The following is a 19,700-nucleotide window of genomic DNA, read 5'->3' as shown; positions in this document are numbered from 1 at the left end:
CCTCAGTCCTTGACGTTCATGGCGCTGCGCAGGCCGTCGCTGAGCAGGTTGAGGCAGAGGGAGGTGGCAAAGATCATCAGGCCGGGCAGGGCAGCGACATAGGGGTTCACGTAGATCGCCGTGCGCAGGGTGTTCAGCATCAGGCCCCATTCCGGCTCCGGCGGGCGCACGCCGATGCCGAGGAAGGAAAGACCGGCGGCGAGGATCATGCACACGCTGGTGAGGCTGGTGGCATAGACGAAGATCGGGCCGATGACGTTGCTGATCACATGGGCGCGGATGATTGTGAGCGCCCCACCGCCGCTCGCCCTTGCCGCATCGATATAGTCGAGCGAGCGCACGCTGGCGGTGGCGCTTTCGGCAACGCGGGCGATGGGCGGGATGAAGACGATGGTGAGCGACACCAGGCTGTTGACGATGCCCGCGCCCAGCGCACTGGAAATGGCGATGGCCAGCAGAACGGAGGGAAACGCGAAGAAGACGTCCACGGTGCGCATGATCACCGTGTTGAGCCAGCCGCCGGCATAACCGGCGATGATGCCCAGCGCCGAGCCGATGAAGAAGGCGAAGACGACCGGCATCAGCCCGACAAACAGGGTGAGGCGGCCGCCGTAGATGAGCCGGGCCAGCATGTCGCGGCCCTGTTCGTCGGTGCCGAGCGGATGACCGTCAAAGCCTATGGGCTTGAGGCGGCGGATCATGCTGGCCTTGTAGGGGTCGGCAAGGCCCAGATACGGGGCGAAGATGGCGGCCAGAATGAGCGTCATCAGGATGACGAGGCAGATGACGGCCAGCCGGTCGCGCAGGAAGCGGCGGGTGACGCCGGACCAGTAACCGGGAGCGGACTGCACAACGGGTGCGGTGATAGCGGCAGGGCTTGCTGCGGGGCTTGTCACGCTCATGGCTCATGCCCTCTTGATGCGCGGGTCGATGGCGGCCTGCGCCACGTCGACGAGGAGGTTCATGGTGACGAAGAACATGGCGAGCACCAGGATCGTGCCCTGCAGCAGCGGCAGATCGCGCTGGAAGATGGCGTTGGACAGCAGGAAGCCGGAGCCGGGCCAGTTGAACACGGTCTCGATCAGGATCGAGCCGCCGAGCAGATAACCAAGCTGCAGGCCCATGACGGAGAGAGCGGTGGGGGCGGCATTCCAAAGCACGTGGCGCAGCACCTCGCGGTGGCGCATGCCCTTGGCATAGAGCGCCTGCACGAAATCCATGGTGAGGATGTCGCCCACCAGTGCCCGCACGGTGCGGGCCACCAGCCCGATGGGCACGACCGCAAGCGTGACCGAGGGCAGGATCAGATATTTCAGGTGCTCAAGGTCCCAGACCCATTCGCCCGAACCGCCGGGCCCTGCGCCCATGGCCGGAAGCCAGCCGAGCTGGACGGAGAAGATGATGACCAGCACGATGCCGAGCCAGTAATTGGGCACGGAGACGCCGGTGATGGCAACGCCCGTCACCAGCCGGTCAAAGGCGGTTCCGCGCCAGTATCCGGCAAGGAAACCCAGCGTCAGTCCAATGGGAAAGGCAATCAGGCTGGCCATGAAGGCGAGCAGCATGGAGTTCTTGACCGCGCCGAACACCTCCTGCGCCACAGGCCGGCCCGTGGCGATGGACTTGCCGAGATCGCCGGTCACGACCTTGCCGACCCAGATGCCGTATTGCACGGGCAGGGGCTTGTCGAGCCCGTAGGCCGAGCGCATGGCCGCCTGCTGTTCCTGTGTTGCATCCACGGGCATGATCGCCGTCAGCGGGTCGCCGGGGGCGATATGCACCAGGAGGAAGCAGATCAGGCTGACGCCGATGGCGACCGGCAGCACATAGATCAGACGGCGCAGAAGATAGATGAACATGGGCGGGGGCCGCTCTTCTCGGGAAACCGGTGTCTTTTGCGTCCCGGCTCTTGCGGCCGGGATCGTGGCAAATGCTCGGGAGAGCCTGCCCGGCGGAGAGGTCCCCGCCGGGCAGAAGGCCTCATTCCATCGTGATGGAGGAGAAGTTCAGGTACCAGTTCTGCGGCTGGACGAAGCCCTTCACCTTGCCGGTCATGGCGCGCGGGGCAACGTCATGGGTGACCATCAGGAACAGGGCGTCATCGACGAATTTCTCGTGGGTCTTGCGGATCACCTCATCCTGCTTTTCCGGGTCGAAGGTGGTCTTGATCTGCTTGAACAGGTCTTCCATCTCCGGGTCGCAGTAGTGGCCCCAGTTGGTGCCGTTCGGCGCCACGAGGTCACAGCTCAGGTGCCGCAGGAAGCCGGTGAACGGGTCCTGAATGAAATAGGTGAAGTTGATCGAATGGGAGCCCTCGACGCTCGGGTCCTTGGCACCGGCGCGCCACAGGTTGATCATCTGGTTCCATTCCACCACCATGAACTCCACCTCGATGCCCACTTCCGCGAGGCTCTGCTGGATGTATTCGTTCATGGGCAGCGGCAGCATCTGGCCGGAGCCGGACGGCGAGATCAGCGCCTTCACCTTCAGCGGCTTGTCCGGGCCATAGCCGGATTCCGCCAGCAGGCGCTTGGCCTCTTCCGGGTCATACTTCACGTCGAAGGTGGGCTTGCCGAACCACTGGTTGGACGGCGGCACGAAGCCCTTGGCCGGGATCATCAGCCCGCCCAGCAGTTCGGAAAGGCCGTCACGGTCGATGGCAAGGTTTGCGGCCTTGCGCACATTGATGTCGTTCCAGGGCGAGCCTTCGGCGCGCGACAGGTGCCAGGTCCAGTTGTGCGGGAAGGCATTGGAGGTGATCGTCATGCCCTGTGCCTTGATGGCCGGGATCGTGTCCGGGGCAGGGGCCTCGATCCAGTCCACCTGACCGGAGAGGAGCGCCGCGGTGCGGGCATTCGGCTCGGGCAGGGGCACCAGCACCATCTTGTCGAGTTTCGGGATGCGGGCCTCATCCCAGTAACCGGTGTTGGGCACCAGTTCTGCACGCTCACGCGGGACGAAGCTGGCAAGCTTCCACGGGCCGGTACCGGACGGCTCCTTGGCAACCTCTTCCCAGTTCTTGCCCTTGGCTTCCCAGTTGGCCTTGGAGCTCATGAAGATCCAGGCGAGCTGATAGGGCAGGGTCGCATCGGGAGCCTTGGTAACGACTTCCAGCGTGTAGTCATCGATGGCGCGGTAGGTGTCGACCGCGGGAATGCGCGACTTGCCCTGTGCGGCCTGGCGCGGGTCATACTGTTCCGCATCGGTCTTCAGCAGCTTGTCGAGGTTCCACACCACGTCATGGGCGGTGAAGTCCGAGCCGTCATGGAACTTCACGCCTTCGCGGATCTTGAAAGTCCACTTCGTGGTATCGGCCGGATCGGCGCTCCATTCGGTGGCAAGGCCCGGCGTCAGGACGGAAGGCTTGTCGGCGCTCGAAAGATCCCACTCGACCAGCGAGTTATAGACCGTGTAGCCGATGAAGCGCATGCCTTCGCCGCCCTGATCGACCTGTCCGGTGGTGAGAGGGATATCCGACGCTGTCATGCCGATGCGCAGCGTGCCTGCTGCCAAAGCATGCATTGACGTGCCGGCAAGGGCGGCAAGCGAAAAAGCGGCAAGTGCTGCGCTTCGGAATGTCTTCAACGCCATCAATGTCTTCCTTCTCTGAGAGGTGTAATCTGTTTTTTATTGAATGACTTTTCATGACTTGCGGAGCTTGCAGGATCTGAAAGTCATTTGAATTTTTGACTTGAAGGTCAGGTTTTCGTGCGCTACCAAATCCTTCTGGTCTGACCAGATGAGCGTATGAACAGCGCATTTTTGATGCAAGGCGAAGATTTAGGCAGACATGACCGCTCTTTCACCACATGACGCAGACGGCACCCTGGCGCTGCCGGAGGAGGACGCATCCGCCTCGGTTCCGGCGCGTGTGGCCCGGGCGATCCAGGCGATGATTGCGGATGAAGGGCTGGAAGAGGGCGATGCCCTGCCGTCCCAGCGTGATCTGGCGGGCATTCTGGGCGCATCGCGGCCATCGGTGCGCGAGGCGATTTCCATGCTCGAAGCGCTGGGGCTGGTGCGGGTGGAGCAGCGGCGCGGGCTTTTTGTTGCGGGCGCATCCGGCCTGCAGCCGGCCGATCTGTGGTCGCACGGCAGAGGCTATTCGCTTGAAGAGACCTATCAATTCCGCATGGCGATGGAGCCGCAGGTGCTGCGCCTGGCCATGCCTGCACTCACCGGTGATGTGAAATGGCGGCTGTGGCGCTCGGTCGAGGCGCTGATGGCGGCGGCCCGCACCGGCCGCAGTGTCGAGGCGGCGGCGCAGGACACCCTGTTCCATGATCTGATCGTCGAGGCTTGCGGCAACCGCATCTTTCAGTCCATGCACCGTCTGATGGCTCGGGAGTTCCAGAGCAGCCAGTGGGTGCCCATGGTGCGGATGGAAAGCATGGTGGAAACCGCAGCCGAGCATCTGGCCATCATGGAGGCGGTGGACCGGCTGGACGGGGATGCTGCCTGCCGCGCCATGGCTGCCCACATTCAGGGCGCCGCCCGGCGCGCCGGAATAGACCTGACCTCGTGAGGAAGATGATTTCATGATCAATGATACGGCTGAATCCTTCATCGAGGTTCTGGAGACGCCGCTGGTGGCGGGCCAAGGCGCGCTGAACGGCCTCACCTTCGCCGCCAAGGACAATTACGCCTTCGCGGGCCGCGTTGCTGGTAACGGGAGCCCGGCCTGGAAGGCGAGCCATGCGCCGGACATGGTGACGGCACCGTCGCTGCAGACGGTGCTGAATGCCGGGGCAGAGCTCACCGGCTTCACCAAAATGGATGAGCTTGCCTACAGCATGATCGGCAGCAACGCTCATACGGGCACGCCGCTGAACAGCGCTGCGCCGCTGCGGGTGCCGGGCGGCTCGTCGTCCGGTTCGGCCTCCGCGGTGGCCGCAGGCCTCGTGGACTTTGCCCTTGGCAGCGATACGGGCGGCTCGGTGCGCATTCCTGCGTCCTTCTGCGGGCTCTACGGCTTGCGTCCCGGCCATGGCCGCATTGATGGCACGGGGCTGAAACCTCTTGCCCCCAGCTTCGATGTGCCGGGCTGGTTTGCCCGGGAGCTTGATCTGATGCTGCGGATCAGCGCGGTCTTCGGCCTTGCGGCGGATAATGCAACGGCCCCAGTGCGGCTGTGGAGGCCGGACACCATCTGGGGCCGGATGGATGCCGCGATGCGCAGCGCGCTCGCGCCGGGTATCGCCCGGGCTGAAAGCCTGTTGGGGCCGGCGCTCACCCATGCCATCCCGATCTACGGGGAGATCGACTGGTTCGAGACATTCCGCCTGCATCAGGCTTATGAGGCCTGGGGCGCGCTGGGGGGCTGGATCGAGGCAGAGCAACCGGACTTCGGCCCCGGCGTCGGCGAGCGGCTGGCGGCGGCCAAGGCTGTCTCCGGGGAAACGTTTGCCAAGGTTGCACAGGACCGGTCCGCCATCCGCGAGGCCATGGATGAGGCGCTTTCCGGCGGCGTGATCCTGCTGCTGCCAACGGCTCCCGGCCCGGCGCCCTTGCGCGATGCCAGCCAGTCCGATCTTGAGCTTTACCGCCGGGCGACCATGCCCATCACCTGCATTGCCGGTCTCAGCGGCCTGCCGGAGCTGACAGTTCCCGGTGCCACCGTGGACGGCGCGCCCGTCGGCCTGTCACTGGTGGCGGCAAGGGGCGGGGAGGAGATGATCCTCGACTTTGCCCGCCGCATGTCCGCCGCATAAGGAGGCTGGCATGAAGCTGCGCGTCGCGCTGATCAACCCCAACACCACCGTCGCCACGACGCTGGCCATGGTGCGGCTTGCGGCCGAAGCGGTGCCGGAGATTGAATTTCTGCCGGTCACTGTTGCCAAAGGCCCGCCGGTGATCACGGAGCCAAAGGCGCTGGCGCAAGCGGCGGCGCATGTGGCGGCGCTCGCAGATCATCTTCCGGAGGGGATTTCCGGCGTCATCACGGCTGCTTTCGGCGATCCGGGGCTGGAGGCGTTGCGTGCAGCGCTCGCCGTGCCCGTCACCGGCATTGCCGAAGCGGGCATGCTGGCTGCCGCCGAAGGCGGGCGGCGGTTCTGCGTGGTGACGACGACACCGGATCTGGCCGCCCCGATCAAGGCACGGGCAATGGCCTATGGCCTTGGGAACAGCCTCACCTCCGTGCGGTTGACGGCGGGCGATGTGCATCAGGTGATGGCGGACCCGGCACGGCTGGAAGCGGCGCTGGCAGAGGCCATCCATCTGGCCATTTCGGAAGATGCAGCCGAGGCCATTGTCATCGGCGGCGGGCCGCTGGCCGTTGCGGCACGGGCTCTGGCGGGTCAGTTTTCCGTGCCCATCATCGAGCCGGTGCCGGAAGCGGCGCGCCGGATCGCAAGGCTGATCCGGCGCGGAGATTTTTGAATCAGACCTTGATGATGGCCTTGATCAGGGTGCCACGGTCCTCTGCCCAGAGCGGCAGGTTGGTCACGGCGTCCTCGAAATTCGTTTCGTGGGTTGCCAGCACATCCACCGGCACCTCGCCGCTGCGGATCTTGGCAATGACGTGCTCGAAGTCTTCCTTCAGCGCATTGCGGCTGGCGAAGAGCGTCGTCTCACGCTTGTGGAACTCGGGGTCGGCAAAGACCAGATCGCCCTTGACCACGGACAGCAGCACATAGGCGCCGCCATGAGCGACATGGGAAAGGCCTGCATTCATGGCCTTGATGTTGCCGGTGGCATCGAAGACCACGTCATAGGCACCCGGGGTTTCCTCGCCCACCAATTCATAGCGGGCAGACGGGAGCGCCTTGCGGGCAAGATCCAGCCGCGACTGTGACGTGTCGCGCAGGGTGACGTCCGCGCCTTCAATGGCGGCAAAGATCGCAGCGCCAAGGCCGATGGGGCCAGCGCCCACGATCAGCGCGCTCATGCCGCGCTTCACGCTGCCCCGGCGCACGCCATGGGCGCCGATGGCCAGAAACTCGACCATGGCCGCTGCCTTGGGCGACAGGCCTTCCGCCGGGTAGAGATTGCCCTCCGGTACCACGATTTCCTCGCACATGCCGCCGTCCGTGTGGACGCCCAGCACCGCGATGGCCTCGCAGCAGTTGGGCTTGCCGATGGTGCAGGCGTGGCACTTGCCGCAGGTGATGTAGGGGTTCACCACGACGAGATCGCCCTTGGCAATCCGGCCATCGGAAGAGGCTTCCTCTGCCGTACCGGAAAGCTCGTGGCCCATGACGCGCGGATAGGCGAGGAAGGGCTGATGACCGCCATAGATGTGGTAATCCGTGCCGCAGATGCCGATATGGCCGATCTTCACCCGCACGTGGCCGGGCTTTGCCTCGGGGCGCGGACGCTGGGCTTGTTCGAACTTGCCAGGCTCGGCACACACAAGGGTCTTCATCAGGGACATGGGACAGTTTCCGGGTTTCTTGAAATGCGCGTTTGGATCGCTTACAGCTTTTTATTGAAAAAGATCCGTTTCCGTCAAACTGAATCCGGTTGATCCCGGTTGAAAACCAGAGGCCTGTTCGTGGCGCGCAACCGCAACCTCTTCAAACTGCATGTGAATCTGATGCTGGATCGCTTGCAGCAAATGGCGCCCGGCGAACGGCTGGGCTCGGAAGCAGAGCTGGCCGAGGCTCTCAGCGTGAGCCGCACCACCGTCCGCGCCGTGCTGGCGCATCTGGCCGGGGCCGGGATTCTCGACTGGGAGGGGCGCGAAAAGGTCCTGCGCCGCCTGCCGGAAGCGGCCGACTGGTTCGAGGAATCGGAAACCCTGTCCCATCAGGCGCATGTGGAGAGCCAGTTTCTGGACTGGGTGCTGCGCGGCGATCCGCGGCCCAACACGGTGCTGAGCGAGGCGGGTCTTGCCCGCCGCTTCGGGGTGAATGTGGCCTCCGTCCGCGAATTCCTGATCCGCTTCGAGCCCTTTGGCCTGATTGAGAAACAGCCGAACCGGCACTGGGTGCTGAAGGGCTTCACCCGTGGTTTTGCCGAGGAAATGTTCACCGTGCGCGAGATGTTTGAGCGCAAGGCGCTGGCCGGCATGATGAACGCCTGCGGACCGGGCGGCGAGCGGGCAGGGGAGTTGCAGGCGCTGTCGCTGGCGCATCAGGCTCTGGCGTCCGGGCCGGATGAGGGGCTCGATGCCTTTCCACAGCTTGATGCAGCCTTCCATCAGCTGCTCTGCGCCTCCTCTGGCAACCGCTTCATCATCGATTTCAGCCGCACCATCTCCATCATCGTGCACTTCCACTACCGCTGGAACAAGCGCGACGAACAGCACCGCAACCGCGCTGCAATTTCCGAGCACATAGCCATTATCGAGGCGGTTCAGGCCGGTGATGCAAAGCGGGCTGAGGCGGCGCTGGATGCCCATCTGGCCACCGCCCGGCGCACGCTGATGGCCTCGGTGATCTGGCCGGAAGACACCGCTCCGGCGTGAGCGTCCTTGCAGAAATCTCCGGTCAGCTTGTCTGACAAGGCTTGACAACCGGCGTGCGCCGGTGAATTCATAGCACCGAGTTTGGTCCAACCATAGGACCAAGAGCCAATGGAGGGGAGGCCATGGCGGGACTTTCAGCAGTCGAGGACATTCGCGAGGTTCTGCGCCGGGAGATCGTGGAGCGCATGCAGGTCGGGGATCTGCTGCCGAACGAGCGGGATCTGGCCGAACGCTTTGGCGTGGCGCGCAACACGGTGCGCGAGACCATGATCCATCTGGAAGCCTTCGGCCTCATCGAGAAGACGCGGCGCGGCGCAAAGGTGCGCAAGCCGGATTTCGATCCGATCTTCTCCGTCTTTGCCCAGCATTTCGACAATTCCGCCAAGACGCTGGAAGACGTGCTCAATTTCCGCCGCATCGTGGAAACCGGCGCAGCGCCTCTGGCCGCGATCGGCGTGACGGACAGCCATCTCGATCAGATGACCGAGGCCAACGAGCGCATGCGCCGGGCCATGACCGTTTCGGAAGCCGCAGGGCACGACTACGACTTTCACATGGCCATGGTGGAGGCGACGGGCAACACGGTGCTCATCCGCATGTACCGGGTGCTGTCGGTGCCGCTGCGCTTCTACATGGAGGTGGGCAAATCCCGCTCGGCGCAGACGGTCGAGTCCCATGCCCAGCATCAGGCCATCATCGCCAAGCTGCGCGAGCGGGATGCCGCCGGGCTGACGGCCAGTCTCAACACCCATTTCGACTATTCGGGCGCCGTCTTCGCGGCCCTCGCAAAACAGGCGGGCGATCCCGTCTGAACTCATCCAAGTGGAGGATCTGCAATGAAATTGAAATCGCTTGCGCTTGCCGCGCTCATGGGCGTCGCGGCCATTCTGCCGGTGGCGGCGCAGGAAGTGGTCGTCAAGGTGGCCTATGAGAACAATCCGGGCGAGCCGGTCGACAAGGTGATGCACCGCTGGGCCGACCTCGTGAAAGAAGCGTCCGGCGGCAAGGTGGCGCTGGAGCTGTTCCCGTCCTCGCAGCTGGGGGCGAAGAAGGACGTGATCGAGCAGGCCATGCTGGGCGTGAACGTCGTGACCATCGCCGATGCCGGCTTCCTCACCGACTTCGATCCGGATCTGGGCATCCTGTTCGGGCCGTATCTGGCCGACAATCCGCAGCAGCTGCTGAAGATCTACGAGAGCGACTGGTTCAGGGAAAAGGATGCGGCTCTGCGTGCCAAGGGCATCCACATCGTCATCCCGAACTACCTCTATGGCACGCGCCAGCTGCTGGCGACGAAGAAGATCGAAAAGCCGGAAGACCTGAAGGGCCTGAAGATCCGCGTTCCGAACAACCCGATGCAGATCAAGGCCATCGAGCTGATGGGCGCCACCCCGACGCCGATGCCGCTGGGCGAAGTCTATCCGGCCCTGACGCAGGGCGTGATCGACGGCGTGGAAAACCCGCTGCCGGTGCTCTACGGCCAGAAGCTGCATGAGCCGGCCAAGGAACTGTCCATGATCGGCTATCTCACCAACACGGCCCTGTGGCTGGGCGGTGAAGAGTTCTTCTCCACCCTCGACCCGCAGGTTCTCGAAATGCTGCACAAGACCGGCTACGAGGCCGGCCTCTACAGCCAGGAGATCGCCGCCGAGGAAGAAGAGCGCATTCTTTCCGAGATGAAGGCGGCCGGCGTCAACGTCACCGAGCCGGACGTGGCGGCCTTCCGTGAGAAGACCATGCCCTTCTACACCCAGTTCCCGGAATGGACGCCGGGCCTCTATGACATGATCCAGGCAGAACTCGCCAAGTGATCCTTCCGGCCGGCCGCTTCCCGCAAGCGGCCGGTCCTCCCTCTTCGCGGAGACTGTCATGTCCCTCATTTTCCGTGCTGCCTCGGCCTTCGGGGCCGTATGCGTGGCCCTGCTCGTGCTGATGACCGTTGCAGCCGTCATCGCGCGCTATCTTCTGGGAACGCCCTTTGCCTGGACCGAAGAGGTCTCGGGCATCCTGATGATCTGGATCGTCATGATCGGCGCCATCGCCTGCGAGGCGAACCGGCAGCATCTGACCATCGATCTTCTGGAAAATGCGCTGAAGGGTCTGCCGCGCCGCCTGCTGGTGTTTGCCGTCAATCTGGCTTCCGTGGGCCTGCTGGCTTTCATGTCCTGGCAGGGCTGGGCGCTGGCGAAGGCCACGGCTTTCAAGAAGACGCAGATCCTCGGCATTTCCTGGTTCTGGCTGGATCTGGCCATTGTCATCGGCGCCGGCGGCACCGCGCTGGTCATGGCCTGGCGTCTCTACCGGCTTGATGCGGCGGCGAACCCGCCCGCCGGTCCCGAGCACAAGGCCTGATCCCTCCCGCCCGCAGCCTTTCCTGACGGCCACATATTCGCGTTCAGAAAGACGTCCATGACCTGGTTCATCATCATTGCTCTCATGTTCGCGCTCTTTGCCCTGAACATGCGCATCTATCTCGCCATGTTCGCGGCTGTGGTCGCCTATTTCGTCTTCTTCTCCTCGGTGCCCCTGCAGATCTCCGTGCAGCGGATCATTGCACCGACGCAGAACCCCTCGCTGCTGGCCATTCCCTTTTTCGTGCTGCTGGGCACGCTTCTGGGCACCACCGGCATTGCCGGGCGCCTGATGAAGCTGGCGGATCTGATGGTCGGGCGGCTCACCGGCGGCCTTGGCCACACCAACGTCATGCTCTCCACCCTGATGGGCGGGATCTCGGCCTCGAACCTTGCAGATGCTGCCATGATGTGCCGCATTCTGGTGCCGGAAATGCGCCGCCAGGGCTACAGCGCCGGTGCGGCCGCGGCCATCACCGCCTGCGGCTCGCTGATCACCCCGATCATTCCGCCCGGCATCGCGCTGATCATCTATGCGCTGGTGGCCGATGTCTCCATCGGCGCCATGTTCACCGCCGGCATCATTCCTGGCCTGCTTTGCGCCGCCCTGCTGATCACGGCCGTGTGGATCAACGCCCGCCGCAAGGGGCTGAAGCCTTCGCGTGAAAGCTGGCCGTCAGCCGCCGAGACCAGGACCACGCTCATCGGTGCATGGCCCGCCATCTTCCTCGTGCTGGTCATCGTCGGCGGCATCCGCCTGTCGATCTTCACGCCGACGGAAGCCGGTGCCGTTGCGACGGTCTTCACCCTCGCCATCGGTTTCCTGATCTACCGGGAAATGAAGCTTTCGGATGTGGGCCGCGCCTTTGCCGAAACCGGCCGGCAGACCGCCTCGATCCTGCTGGTCATCATGACCTCGTCGGCCCTTGCCTGGATCTTCTCGGTGGAGCGGGCCGGTGTTGCCATGGCGGAGATCATCACCAGCCTGACGACCGACCCCTGGGTCTTCCTCATTGCCGTCAACGTGCTGCTGCTGGTGCTGGGCATGTTCATCGAGGGCACGGCGCTGATGATCATTCTCGTGCCGCTGCTCAAGCCCGTGGTCATGCAGCTCGGCATTGATCCGGTGCATTTCGGCATCGTCATGATCCTCAACCTCTCCATCGGCACACTGACGCCGCCTGTCGGAACGGTGCTGCTGATGGTGTGCAACCTGACGGGCGCCAAACTGGTCGAGTTCCTGCGCGACGGCTGGATCTTCCTCGCCACGCTTCTGGTGGCGCTGCTGCTGGTCACCTTCGTGCCGGCCTTCTCGCTGGCGCTGATCTGAACCGCCCGAATGAAAACAAGGGCCGCCTGCGGGGAATGTCCCTCAGGCGGCCTTTGGCATTTCAGGATGGCACTGTGCTCAAACGTCAGGTCTTGCTGCCGTCGAGACGGTTGAGGTCGTTCAGATCATCCTCGCCTGTCCAGCTGTCATCCGGCTCCGGCTCATAGACCAGTTCGCTCTCCGGGACTTCATCTGAGGGGACAAGCGGCTCAGCCGCATCCGGTGCGCCTGCGCTGCCGTCAGCAGTCTCTTCCCCCGCAACATCAGCCGCTTGCCTTTCATCTTCTGAAAGCACGGGCGCCTCGCTGCCGGAAGGATCCGCACTTGCCTCAAGCCGGTCCTCATCGTCAGCCGTGGAGTCCGTCCCGGCCTCTGTCCCCGGCGGGGACACAGGCAAGAGCTCAAGCTCAAGCTCTGGTTCCGCTTCAAACCCGGCATTTGCGGCAGGGAAGGGCAGCTCAGCCTCCTCTTCCGCTGCAGGACCTGAATCCAGACCCTCCGGCCCGCCGCTGCCGGTCTCCGCTGAGGCTTCCGCTACCGTTTCACTGGCAGCTTCACTGACAGCTTCACTGGCAGCCGTGGGCTCTGCGGGACTTTCCTCAGGTCCGTTTTCGCCATGGACTGAGCCCGAAGCACTCTCTGCTTCTCCGGTCAGGACTGTCTCTGCCGGAGATTCATTTGCCGGCTCATCATTTTCATCAGCCGGCAAAGGATCTTCGTCCGGCTCTGCGCTGGCGGCCATGACAGCCCCTTTTGCCAGCGCCTTCGTTGCTGCAGCGCGGGCCATGGCGGCGGCCTTGTCGGCTTCGGCGGCAGCCGTCAGCGCGGCCATGGCCGCCGTCTTGCTGGCCTTGGCTGCGTGAAGCGCTTCCTCGCTGGCCACCCAGTCGACGGAGGGCATGTCCACCTTGCGGTGGGTTTCGATGACGTGGCGCACCCAGTCGGGTGCCTGCCTTCCATTGGCGACGCTGGTCAGCACCTCACGGGCCGCCTGCCGCTCGCCCAGCGCGGCAAGGGCCGCACCCACGGCATTGCCCGCCTCGCGGAAGTCGGGAGCCTCGGTCCAGGCATCATCCGCCTGCCGCAGGGCCATCTTGATGTCACCGGCGCGGCGGGCCAGCGAGCTGAGCTTCACGCGCGCGGCATGATGCTGCGCATCGCGGCCAAGGGCAGCTTCAAAGGCGCGGCGGGCGCCGACCAGCTCCCCCTGGGCAGCCATCACGTCACCCAGCACCACAAGCGCTTCCACCGGCCCCGCGCCGCCCTGGGCGGCACGCTCGGCCAGTTCCCGCGCTTCATCAAAGCGGTGGCGCTTCAACAGAAGATTGGCAAGGCCAAGGAGAGCCGGCTGGTAATCCGGATCAAACCGCAGGGCATGGCGGTAATTGGCGATGGCGGCGCCGGGGCGCGCATCCTGGGAGCCGGTTTCGGCCAGCAATGACAGCGCGGCCGCACTGTCCGGCAGCACTTCGACCAGCTTCGCCGCGTGAATGGCCGCTTCGTCATAGGCGTCGCAGCGCAGAAGCAGCGTGGCGAGGCCATAAAGCGCGTTCTGGTCCTTGGGGTCGGTCTCCAGCACGGTACGGAAGGAGGCTTCGGCATTGACGAGGTCGCCGGTCATCAGCTGGCAGTTGCCAAGGCTGGCGCGCGCCCGCGTGTTGGCAGGTTCGGCAAAGACGATCTTGCGCAGGTGCGTGGCCGCTTCCTCGAACTGGCCTTCGCGCAGCAGGCGGCGCGCCAGCCGGTGGGCGCTCTCGATGCTGCTGGCGCTGATCGGGCCAAGGCCTGCCGCGTCCCCTTGCGAGCCGGCGGAGGACGTGTTTGCAGGCACAGGTTCCCGTCCACCGGTATCACTGCCGGTGGCTGTTCCTTCCTTCAGCCGGGTGTCCTCCGCATCCGTCATGTCAGACGACCATTTCCGGAGCCTTGACCGGTGCTGCCACCGTCTGGCTCCTGTTTGCTTGCCATTCCTGTTCCTGCCCCCTGACCCCCATGCGTTCCGCATCGAATCAAAAAGCATGAGCTGCCTTCAGTCTAAGCACTCACTCTGAGGCGGTCAAAAGGCGGAACGGGGCCAAGGCGTGCCTGTCCACCCGCATTTGTGATCCCTTGAGCGCCTGCCTGCTTGTCATGGCGCGGCTTTTCCCTGTCCGGCATGAAGAAGACCGCTGCTGCGCGCGTGAAATGCAGCTTGCGCGAATTCTGTGGAGGAGCACGGCGGGCCATGCGGCAAAGCCTTTTCAGATGAACTGAAATTGTTTTAAGCGGGCGGCCTGCAAGCCGTAGAACTGCCTTCGGGGCCTTCTGTGGCTGCATCACCGGCCGCCACACGGATCTTCACAAGGACCGGCGGCCTGCGCCGGAAGGGCACGGAACATGAAACAGTCAGGCGGCAAAGAGCCCAAAGCCAAACCCGCAGCCAGGCCGGCCTCTGCGCAGGCGGCCGGTCAGGTCAGCCTTTTCGACACGGTGCCGGAGACCGGGCTCGACAATTTTCTGCCGCTGAAGATCATTTCGGCTGCCCGGCTGGTGGAACGCCGCCTCGTCAAGGCGCTGCAGAGCCAGCACAGCCTGGCCCTGGCCGAATGGCTCGTTCTGGCGGCACTGATCGAGGCGGGCGAAGGCTCGGTGCGCGATCTTGGTGCCAAGACCGGGCTCGATGCGGTGGCCATCAGCCGCGCTGCCATGCGCCTCACTGACCGCAAGTTCCTGAAGAAGAGCGAAAACCGGCAGGACCGCCGCCTCGTGGTGCTGAAGCCCACCAAAGCCGGGCGCGATCTTGCCGATGAGATCAATGCCCGTCTGGTGCCGCTGGAAGCGGAGATCATGAAAGGCCTCGGCACGCCGGACCGCATCCGCCTCGCCAGCCTTCTGGGCTCTCTGCAGACCAAGGAAAACGCCTGACGCCGCGCCGCTTGCGGCTGCTGTTTCAAGGGCCGGGACAGGGCAGGGCGCTGCCCTTCACAAAAGCTTTGCAAGGCGCAAGATTCCGGTTCAAATCCACCCTCTGACCCGCTAGAAGCTGCTCATGACCCAGCACGACCGTCTTCTCATCATCGACTTCGGCTCCCAGGTGACGCAGCTCATCGCCCGGCGTCTGCGCGAGCTGAATGTCTATTGCGAAATCCACCCCTATCAGAACGTCACGGATGACTTTCTGGCGGCCTTCAAGCCGAAGGCGGTGATCTTCTCCGGCGGACCGGATTCGGTCACCCGCGAGGGCTCGCCCCGCCCGCCGAAGTCGGTCTACACCCTCGGCGTGCCGGTCCTTGGCATCTGCTACGGCCAGCAGGTGATGATGCAGGATCTGGGCGGCCAGGTGGATGGCGGCAAGATTTCCGGCGGCGGCGGCACGGCAGAATTCGGCCGCGCCTATGTGACCCCGTCCGATCAGAGCGATGCCTTCATCGCCGGCTGGTTTGCCGAAGGGCGCGAGCAGGTGTGGATGAGCCACGGCGACCACGTCAGCCGCATCGCGCCGGGCTTCAAGGTCTATGGCACGTCGCCAAACGCGCCTTTTGCGATCACGGCCGATCCGGAGCGGCATTTCTATGCGGTGCAGTTCCATCCGGAAGTGCACCACACGCCGAATGGCCGGACGCTTTACGAGAATTTCGTGCGCCTTGCCGGCTTCAAGGGCGACTGGACCATGGGCGCCTATCGCGCCGAAGCCGTTGCCAAGATCCGTGCGCAGGTGGGTGACAAGAAGGTCATCTGCGGCCTGTCCGGCGGTGTCGACAGCTCGGTGGCAGCCGTTCTGATCCATGAAGCGATTGGCGACCAGCTCACCTGCGTCTTCGTCGACCACGGCCTGCTGCGGCAGGGCGAGGCCGAAGAAGTCGTCACCATGTTCCGCGACAATTACAACATCCCGCTGATCCATGCGGATGAGCAGGAGCTGTTCCTCGGCGCGCTGGAAGGCGTGACCGACCCGGAAGTGAAGCGCAAGACCATCGGCAAGCTGTTCATCGACGTGTTCCAGAAACACGCCAACAGCATCGATGGCGCCGAGTTCCTGGCACAGGGCACGCTCTATCCGGATGTGATCGAAAGCGTCAGCTTCTCCGGCGGCCCGTCGGTGACGATCAAGAGCCACCACAATGTCGGCGGCCTGCCGGAAAAGATGGGCCTGAAGCTCGTCGAGCCGCTGCGCGAACTGTTCAAGGACGAAGTGCGCGCCCTCGGCCGCGAACTGGGCCTGCCGGCGAAGTTCATCGGCCGCCATCCGTTCCCAGGACCCGGTCTTGCCATCCGCTGCCCGGGCGAGATCACCCGCGCCAAGCTGGAGATCCTGCGCAAGGCGGATGCGGTCTATATCGACCAGATCCGCAAGCACGGTCTCTATGACGAAATCTGGCAGGCCTTCGTCGCCATCCTGCCGGTGCGCACCGTCGGCGTCATGGGCGATGGCCGCACCTACGACTACGCCTGCGCCCTGCGCGCGGTGACCTCCGTGGACGGGATGACGGCGGATTACTACCCCTTCACCCACGAATTCCTCGGCGAAACCGCGACCCGCATCATCAACGAGGTCGAAGGCATCAACCGCGTCACCTACGACATCACCTCCAAGCCCCCCGGCACGATCGAGTGGGAATGATTTTCGCATGGCCGGGCGTATCCGGAAGTACGCCCGGCATGCTATAATTCGCTGAGTAAAAGAAGAAATTCCTAGATATCTATCGATACCTATCGGCGGGATGAGATCGGCATCGACGGCCCGTGTGACAGGCCACGCCATATTGATCACCACAATGATCCGGAACACCGTCAAGGCCGAGGGGCTTTGACGGTGTCTTTATATAAGCATCTGAAAAACGCATATATTTCCGGAAAGTCACGCCCCTTGCCGGCGCTTTCCCAAAAACGAAGGCCAAGGAAATCAAGAGGCCGGTCTACAGCAATGCCCGGGCCGCTTTTTTGAGTTGAGACGCAACGGCTTCTTTGGCCTCTGCAGATCCGATGCTGCGTGCGATTGTCACGCCTCCGGAGAGGAGCGCCATCAACGACCAAGCCTTTTGCCTTCGTGCGTCTTCAGTGTCTCCCTCCAGTTTGTCAGCCAATTGCTGGGCGACCCTTTCCAGCGCCGCGCCATACGCAGCTTTGGTGCCATCGCTGGAGCGCATCACGTCGGGCGTCAGGCTTTGTAAGCCGCAACTCTTGTCGAGCAGGCAATGGAGACGGTCACTGAGATAGAAATCGATGAATGCCTCGGCCCAGCGTTCCCTCTGTTCGGACTGCAATTGGGCAATCGCCTCGCGAAGGTCGTTCAATCCTTCGAGGGCAGCGGCTTCGAAGGCTGCGTCCTTCGATTTGAAATGACCGTAGAACGCTCCGGAAGTGACGCCCGCTTCCTTTGCCAGGCCGTCGACACCGATCCCCCCATAGCCTTGCCGGCGGAATCCGCGCCCGGCGGCGTCTAATAGTCTTGCCCTCGCTTCTTCTCGATGGTCGGCCTGATAACGCATATCGACTCCCTTCATAACGATCGTGATTTTACGCTTGACGACATAACGATCGTTATTCTAACTATGGATCACGGTCGTTATATAACGAGCCGCAGCAAGAGGCAACGCCTCAGCCGACCTGCACGCAAGGAGCAATCATGCCTATCAGCCTTACCCTCACCGAGGGCGTCATTCCGGCCGACAAGACCGCGCTGGCCATCTCGAAAATCACGGAATCGTTTCTCAGGCATCACGGCCTGGGAGGGAACAAGGTGATGACGCCGAATGTGACGGCGCATCTCAATATCCTGCCGAAGGGACACACCTTTGCGGCTGGCCTGCCGATAGAAGGCGCATGGATCGAAACGAAGACGCCTTCGTTCGCGCTGGCCGACTATGACATTCAGACAGCCTTCTTCGGTGAGGCCACACAGATTCTCCACGATCTGTCCGGCGGGTCTCTCGCCAAGGACCGCATCTGGTCGAACGGCGTCCACGCCGTCGACGGCACGTGGAATCTCGGTGGGAAGACCATGACCAACGCCGAGCTTGGGCAGGCCGTGGCCGCCGGCTGACAAATTGAGACAACCTGGCCGTCAGAGCATCCGCTTCGGCGGCCGGGATGCTCAGAATTCAAATTGGTGAGGGACTGCTGTCAAGCCGAAGGGAAGAGCCAGTATTGTCCGTCTGCGGAAAAGGAACGCAGCAATGATGCGGATTGCACATTGTATGATTCGAGTCGGAGATCTGGGCAGATCGCTAGATTTCTATGTCAATATTCTCGGAATGAAACTGCTGCGCCGAGAGGAATATCCCGATGGGAGATTTACATTGGCCTTTGTTGGTTACGATGACATCGATCATCGTTGTGTGATCGAGCTGACTTACAATTGGGACACCTCATTGTATAGCCACGGAGATTCCTTCGGTCACTTAGCCTTCGAGGTGGACGACGTATTTGATCAGTGCAGCCGCTTGGCGGCGGCCGGCGTCAGAGTCGTGCGCCCGGCCGGCCCCATGGCCCACGCCTCACCCGATCGGGAAGAATCAGAAATCATCGCGTTCGTCGAAGATCCTGATGGCTACCGCATCGAGCTAGTTCAGAGCGGTGAGGAGAGACGGCGGTAAAGATGGGTGTGGTTACCGATGACCGCTGTTTCGCATCAGTGTGTTGAAGAGGCAGCATCAGGCTGCCTCGCAGACGCTGTACCGCCGGGGGCAGGGTGTGCTGATGTCGGCGCTTGATCTGCCTGAACCTGGTGCAGTAAAGCCAAAAGCCGGAGGAGCGGGCGGCGGCTGATCCAGCCCCGCCCAATCACTCTCTTACCAAGCCTTCCGGTGCTGACGCATGACGCCTTGAAATTGCTCAGACGCCGTACGGGCCTGACCACCACTCAATGAGCCAAGCTCATTGAGAGATGTTATCAGCTCTTGCCGGTGCCCAGTTTCGGGAAGGGGCTGGTGCCGGGTTTGTTGCTGTTGGCGAAGGGGACGGGGGCTGCCTTTGCGGCGGTCTTGTCCTGCTTCGGCTTTCTGATTTCGCGCGTGCTGCGCTTCTGACCCTTAGCCATGACGGAATGTCCTTTCGAGAAGAGAGCTGTCTGCGCTGCCGGAGGCCGGGCCTGCCGGAACGAGCGTGTCCTGTGATGCGACCCGCTCGTGACGTTCGTCCTCGCTGCGGATGCGGTATTTCGGGGTGTCGCCCTCGATGGGCAAACGGCCGGTGATGCGATAGACGCCAGCGGCATGCAGCCGCTCCATGGAGCCACCGTTCAGCCGGACATCCTGCCCGACCTTGTAGAGATAGGCCGGCGCGTCATTGCTGACGGGGCGCGGCGCAGGACGGCGGGGACGGGCAGTGGAGGTCATGGGTCGTTGGGTCCTTTGTCAGGTGATCCGGAACGGCAGCAGGGACAGTTCCAAAAAGTCCGGCGGCAGGGATTGCCTTAATCTTCAGGTCAGCGCCTGCGCGTCTTGCGGGCCCGTTTCTGCGCCGCAGAGCATTGGCGGGCTTGAGTCCTTCACGGGCTTGAACACGTGCCGGTCAGTCAGGCTTTCCGGGATCTGGCCGGAAGCTGGATCAGGCGCTGAGGCATCGAGCCTTGACGGCATGCTTGCCGCGCGGCGCTGCCCCGCAACCGAAGAAGCTTTCAGCTGCGCCG

The 19,700-nt window shown here is 63.4% G+C and carries 20 protein-coding genes; 12 read left to right on the top strand and 8 right to left on the bottom strand.

Features of this window, described 5'->3' with window-relative positions:
* Nucleotides 1-2: 2 nt before the first annotated feature.
* From AC0CMF_RS04165 to AC0CMF_RS04155, 3 genes are all read right to left on the bottom strand, one after another.
* A complete protein-coding gene (locus tag AC0CMF_RS04165) occupies nucleotides 3-902 on the bottom strand; it encodes an ABC transporter permease (RefSeq protein WP_374628281.1) in 900 nt (299 codons plus the stop codon).
* 3 nt (nucleotides 903-905) lie between these two features.
* A complete protein-coding gene (locus AC0CMF_RS04160) occupies nucleotides 906-1,859 on the bottom strand; it encodes an ABC transporter permease (RefSeq protein WP_058899919.1) in 954 nt (317 codons plus the stop codon).
* 121 nt (nucleotides 1,860-1,980) lie between these two features.
* Nucleotides 1,981-3,591, bottom strand: coding sequence for an ABC transporter substrate-binding protein (locus AC0CMF_RS04155; protein WP_472481027.1), 1,611 nt, complete (start codon nucleotides 3,589-3,591; stop codon nucleotides 1,981-1,983).
* Nucleotides 3,592-3,790: 199 nt separating this feature from the next.
* Here AC0CMF_RS04155 and AC0CMF_RS04150 point away from each other — a divergent pair, with 199 nt between their 5' ends.
* Genes AC0CMF_RS04150 through AC0CMF_RS04140 form a run of 3 tightly spaced genes read left to right on the top strand, consistent with a single transcriptional unit; the run spans nucleotide 3,791 to nucleotide 6,381 of the window.
* Entirely contained in the window at nucleotides 3,791-4,525 is a 735-nt protein-coding gene (locus AC0CMF_RS04150; protein ID WP_058899917.1) for a FadR/GntR family transcriptional regulator, read from the top strand.
* Between the two features lie 13 nt (nucleotides 4,526-4,538).
* On the top strand, nucleotides 4,539-5,711 hold the full coding sequence (locus AC0CMF_RS04145) for an amidase (protein ID WP_374628279.1): 1,173 nt from the start codon (nucleotides 4,539-4,541) through the stop codon (nucleotides 5,709-5,711).
* A 10-nt stretch (nucleotides 5,712-5,721) separates the two neighbouring features.
* Nucleotides 5,722-6,381, top strand: coding sequence for an aspartate/glutamate racemase family protein (locus AC0CMF_RS04140; protein WP_374628278.1), 660 nt, complete (start codon nucleotides 5,722-5,724; stop codon nucleotides 6,379-6,381).
* 1 nt (nucleotide 6,382) lies between these two features.
* Here AC0CMF_RS04140 and AC0CMF_RS04135 read toward each other — a convergent pair whose 3' ends face one another.
* Nucleotides 6,383-7,366, bottom strand: a complete 984-nt coding sequence (locus AC0CMF_RS04135; RefSeq protein ID WP_374628460.1) for a zinc-binding alcohol dehydrogenase family protein — start codon at nucleotides 7,364-7,366, stop codon at nucleotides 6,383-6,385.
* A 129-nt stretch (nucleotides 7,367-7,495) separates the two neighbouring features.
* Between AC0CMF_RS04135 and AC0CMF_RS04130 the strand changes: the two genes are divergently transcribed.
* The 5 genes from AC0CMF_RS04130 to AC0CMF_RS04110 all read left to right on the top strand — a co-directional run bounded on the left by AC0CMF_RS04130 (nucleotide 7,496) and on the right by AC0CMF_RS04110 (nucleotide 12,091).
* Nucleotides 7,496-8,410: a GntR family transcriptional regulator gene (locus AC0CMF_RS04130; RefSeq protein WP_374628277.1), complete on the top strand. Its 915-nt coding sequence runs from the start codon at nucleotides 7,496-7,498 to the stop codon at nucleotides 8,408-8,410.
* 122 nt (nucleotides 8,411-8,532) lie between these two features.
* A complete protein-coding gene (locus AC0CMF_RS04125; protein ID WP_058899912.1) occupies nucleotides 8,533-9,222 on the top strand; it encodes a FadR/GntR family transcriptional regulator in 690 nt (229 codons plus the stop codon).
* A 24-nt stretch (nucleotides 9,223-9,246) separates the two neighbouring features.
* Nucleotides 9,247-10,221 (top strand): C4-dicarboxylate TRAP transporter substrate-binding protein, encoded by a 975-nt coding sequence (locus tag AC0CMF_RS04120; protein ID WP_374628276.1) that lies wholly within the window; start codon nucleotides 9,247-9,249, stop codon nucleotides 10,219-10,221.
* A 58-nt stretch (nucleotides 10,222-10,279) separates the two neighbouring features.
* The gene (locus tag AC0CMF_RS04115) at nucleotides 10,280-10,762 is read left to right on the top strand and encodes a TRAP transporter small permease (protein WP_472481023.1); all 483 of its coding nucleotides are present in this window, start codon (nucleotides 10,280-10,282) and stop codon (nucleotides 10,760-10,762) included.
* Between the two features lie 57 nt (nucleotides 10,763-10,819).
* Entirely contained in the window at nucleotides 10,820-12,091 is a 1,272-nt protein-coding gene (locus tag AC0CMF_RS04110) for a TRAP transporter large permease (RefSeq protein ID WP_058899911.1), read from the top strand.
* 85 nt (nucleotides 12,092-12,176) lie between these two features.
* On the opposite strand, the gene AC0CMF_RS04105 is transcribed toward AC0CMF_RS04110, so the two are convergent.
* Entirely contained in the window at nucleotides 12,177-13,994 is a 1,818-nt protein-coding gene (locus AC0CMF_RS04105; RefSeq protein WP_374628275.1) for a tetratricopeptide repeat protein, read from the bottom strand.
* 473 nt (nucleotides 13,995-14,467) lie between these two features.
* Between AC0CMF_RS04105 and AC0CMF_RS04100 the strand changes: the two genes are divergently transcribed.
* The gene (locus AC0CMF_RS04100; RefSeq protein ID WP_058899909.1) at nucleotides 14,468-14,995 is read left to right on the top strand and encodes a MarR family winged helix-turn-helix transcriptional regulator; all 528 of its coding nucleotides are present in this window, start codon (nucleotides 14,468-14,470) and stop codon (nucleotides 14,993-14,995) included.
* Between the two features lie 124 nt (nucleotides 14,996-15,119).
* Nucleotides 15,120-16,691, top strand: coding sequence for a glutamine-hydrolyzing GMP synthase (guaA, locus tag AC0CMF_RS04095; RefSeq protein ID WP_058899908.1), 1,572 nt, complete (start codon nucleotides 15,120-15,122; stop codon nucleotides 16,689-16,691).
* 295 nt (nucleotides 16,692-16,986) lie between these two features.
* Here guaA and AC0CMF_RS04090 read toward each other — a convergent pair whose 3' ends face one another.
* On the bottom strand, nucleotides 16,987-17,559 hold the full coding sequence (locus tag AC0CMF_RS04090) for a TetR/AcrR family transcriptional regulator (RefSeq protein WP_374628274.1): 573 nt from the start codon (nucleotides 17,557-17,559) through the stop codon (nucleotides 16,987-16,989).
* A gap of 137 nt (nucleotides 17,560-17,696) precedes the next feature.
* Here AC0CMF_RS04090 and AC0CMF_RS04085 point away from each other — a divergent pair, with 137 nt between their 5' ends.
* Together AC0CMF_RS04085 and gloA are read left to right on the top strand one after the other, a co-directional pair.
* Nucleotides 17,697-18,113, top strand: coding sequence for a 4-oxalocrotonate tautomerase (locus AC0CMF_RS04085; RefSeq protein ID WP_374628273.1), 417 nt, complete (start codon nucleotides 17,697-17,699; stop codon nucleotides 18,111-18,113).
* 133 nt (nucleotides 18,114-18,246) lie between these two features.
* Complete coding sequence (gene gloA, locus AC0CMF_RS04080) at nucleotides 18,247-18,666, top strand: lactoylglutathione lyase (protein ID WP_374628272.1); 420 nt, start codon at nucleotides 18,247-18,249, stop codon at nucleotides 18,664-18,666.
* Between the two features lie 296 nt (nucleotides 18,667-18,962).
* On the opposite strand, the gene AC0CMF_RS04075 is transcribed toward gloA, so the two are convergent.
* On the bottom strand, nucleotides 18,963-19,109 hold the full coding sequence (locus tag AC0CMF_RS04075) for a hypothetical protein (RefSeq protein WP_162936354.1): 147 nt from the start codon (nucleotides 19,107-19,109) through the stop codon (nucleotides 18,963-18,965).
* On the bottom strand, nucleotides 19,102-19,407 hold the full coding sequence (locus AC0CMF_RS04070; RefSeq protein ID WP_374628271.1) for a hypothetical protein: 306 nt from the start codon (nucleotides 19,405-19,407) through the stop codon (nucleotides 19,102-19,104). The genes AC0CMF_RS04075 and AC0CMF_RS04070 overlap by 8 nt, the downstream gene beginning before the upstream one ends.
* Nucleotides 19,408-19,700: the final 293 nt, after the last annotated feature.

The sequence above is a fragment of the Pannonibacter sp. CBAS1226 genome (assembly GCF_055685825.1).
This window is presented reverse-complemented; position numbering and strand designations above follow the sequence as displayed.

Bases quoted from the DNA above. Each gene is read 5' to 3' on its own strand.
- AC0CMF_RS04110 (WP_058899911.1), top strand. From the start codon at position 10,820: ATGACCTGGTTCATCATCATTGCTCTCATGTTCGCGCTCTTTGCCCTG.
- AC0CMF_RS04070 (WP_374628271.1), bottom strand. From the start codon at position 19,407: ATGACCTCCACTGCCCGTCCCCGCCGTCCTGCGCCGCGCCCCGTCAGC.
- AC0CMF_RS04115 (WP_472481023.1), top strand. From the start codon at position 10,280: ATGTCCCTCATTTTCCGTGCTGCCTCGGCCTTCGGGGCCGTATGCGTG.
- AC0CMF_RS04120 (WP_374628276.1), top strand. From the start codon at position 9,247: ATGAAATTGAAATCGCTTGCGCTTGCCGCGCTCATGGGCGTCGCGGCC.
- AC0CMF_RS04150 (WP_058899917.1), top strand. From the start codon at position 3,791: ATGACCGCTCTTTCACCACATGACGCAGACGGCACCCTGGCGCTGCCG.
- AC0CMF_RS04085 (WP_374628273.1), top strand. From the start codon at position 17,697: ATGCCTATCAGCCTTACCCTCACCGAGGGCGTCATTCCGGCCGACAAG.
- gloA (WP_374628272.1), top strand. From the start codon at position 18,247: ATGATGCGGATTGCACATTGTATGATTCGAGTCGGAGATCTGGGCAGA.
- AC0CMF_RS04155 (WP_472481027.1), bottom strand. From the start codon at position 3,591: ATGGCGTTGAAGACATTCCGAAGCGCAGCACTTGCCGCTTTTTCGCTT.
- AC0CMF_RS04135 (WP_374628460.1), bottom strand. From the start codon at position 7,366: ATGAAGACCCTTGTGTGTGCCGAGCCTGGCAAGTTCGAACAAGCCCAG.
- AC0CMF_RS04160 (WP_058899919.1), bottom strand. From the start codon at position 1,859: ATGTTCATCTATCTTCTGCGCCGTCTGATCTATGTGCTGCCGGTCGCC.
- AC0CMF_RS04165 (WP_374628281.1), bottom strand. From the start codon at position 902: ATGAGCGTGACAAGCCCCGCAGCAAGCCCTGCCGCTATCACCGCACCC.
- AC0CMF_RS04140 (WP_374628278.1), top strand. From the start codon at position 5,722: ATGAAGCTGCGCGTCGCGCTGATCAACCCCAACACCACCGTCGCCACG.
- AC0CMF_RS04145 (WP_374628279.1), top strand. From the start codon at position 4,539: ATGATCAATGATACGGCTGAATCCTTCATCGAGGTTCTGGAGACGCCG.
- guaA (WP_058899908.1), top strand. From the start codon at position 15,120: ATGACCCAGCACGACCGTCTTCTCATCATCGACTTCGGCTCCCAGGTG.
- AC0CMF_RS04125 (WP_058899912.1), top strand. From the start codon at position 8,533: ATGGCGGGACTTTCAGCAGTCGAGGACATTCGCGAGGTTCTGCGCCGG.
- AC0CMF_RS04075 (WP_162936354.1), bottom strand. From the start codon at position 19,109: ATGGCTAAGGGTCAGAAGCGCAGCACGCGCGAAATCAGAAAGCCGAAG.
- AC0CMF_RS04100 (WP_058899909.1), top strand. From the start codon at position 14,468: ATGAAACAGTCAGGCGGCAAAGAGCCCAAAGCCAAACCCGCAGCCAGG.
- AC0CMF_RS04090 (WP_374628274.1), bottom strand. From the start codon at position 17,559: ATGCGTTATCAGGCCGACCATCGAGAAGAAGCGAGGGCAAGACTATTA.
- AC0CMF_RS04105 (WP_374628275.1), bottom strand. From the start codon at position 13,994: ATGACGGATGCGGAGGACACCCGGCTGAAGGAAGGAACAGCCACCGGC.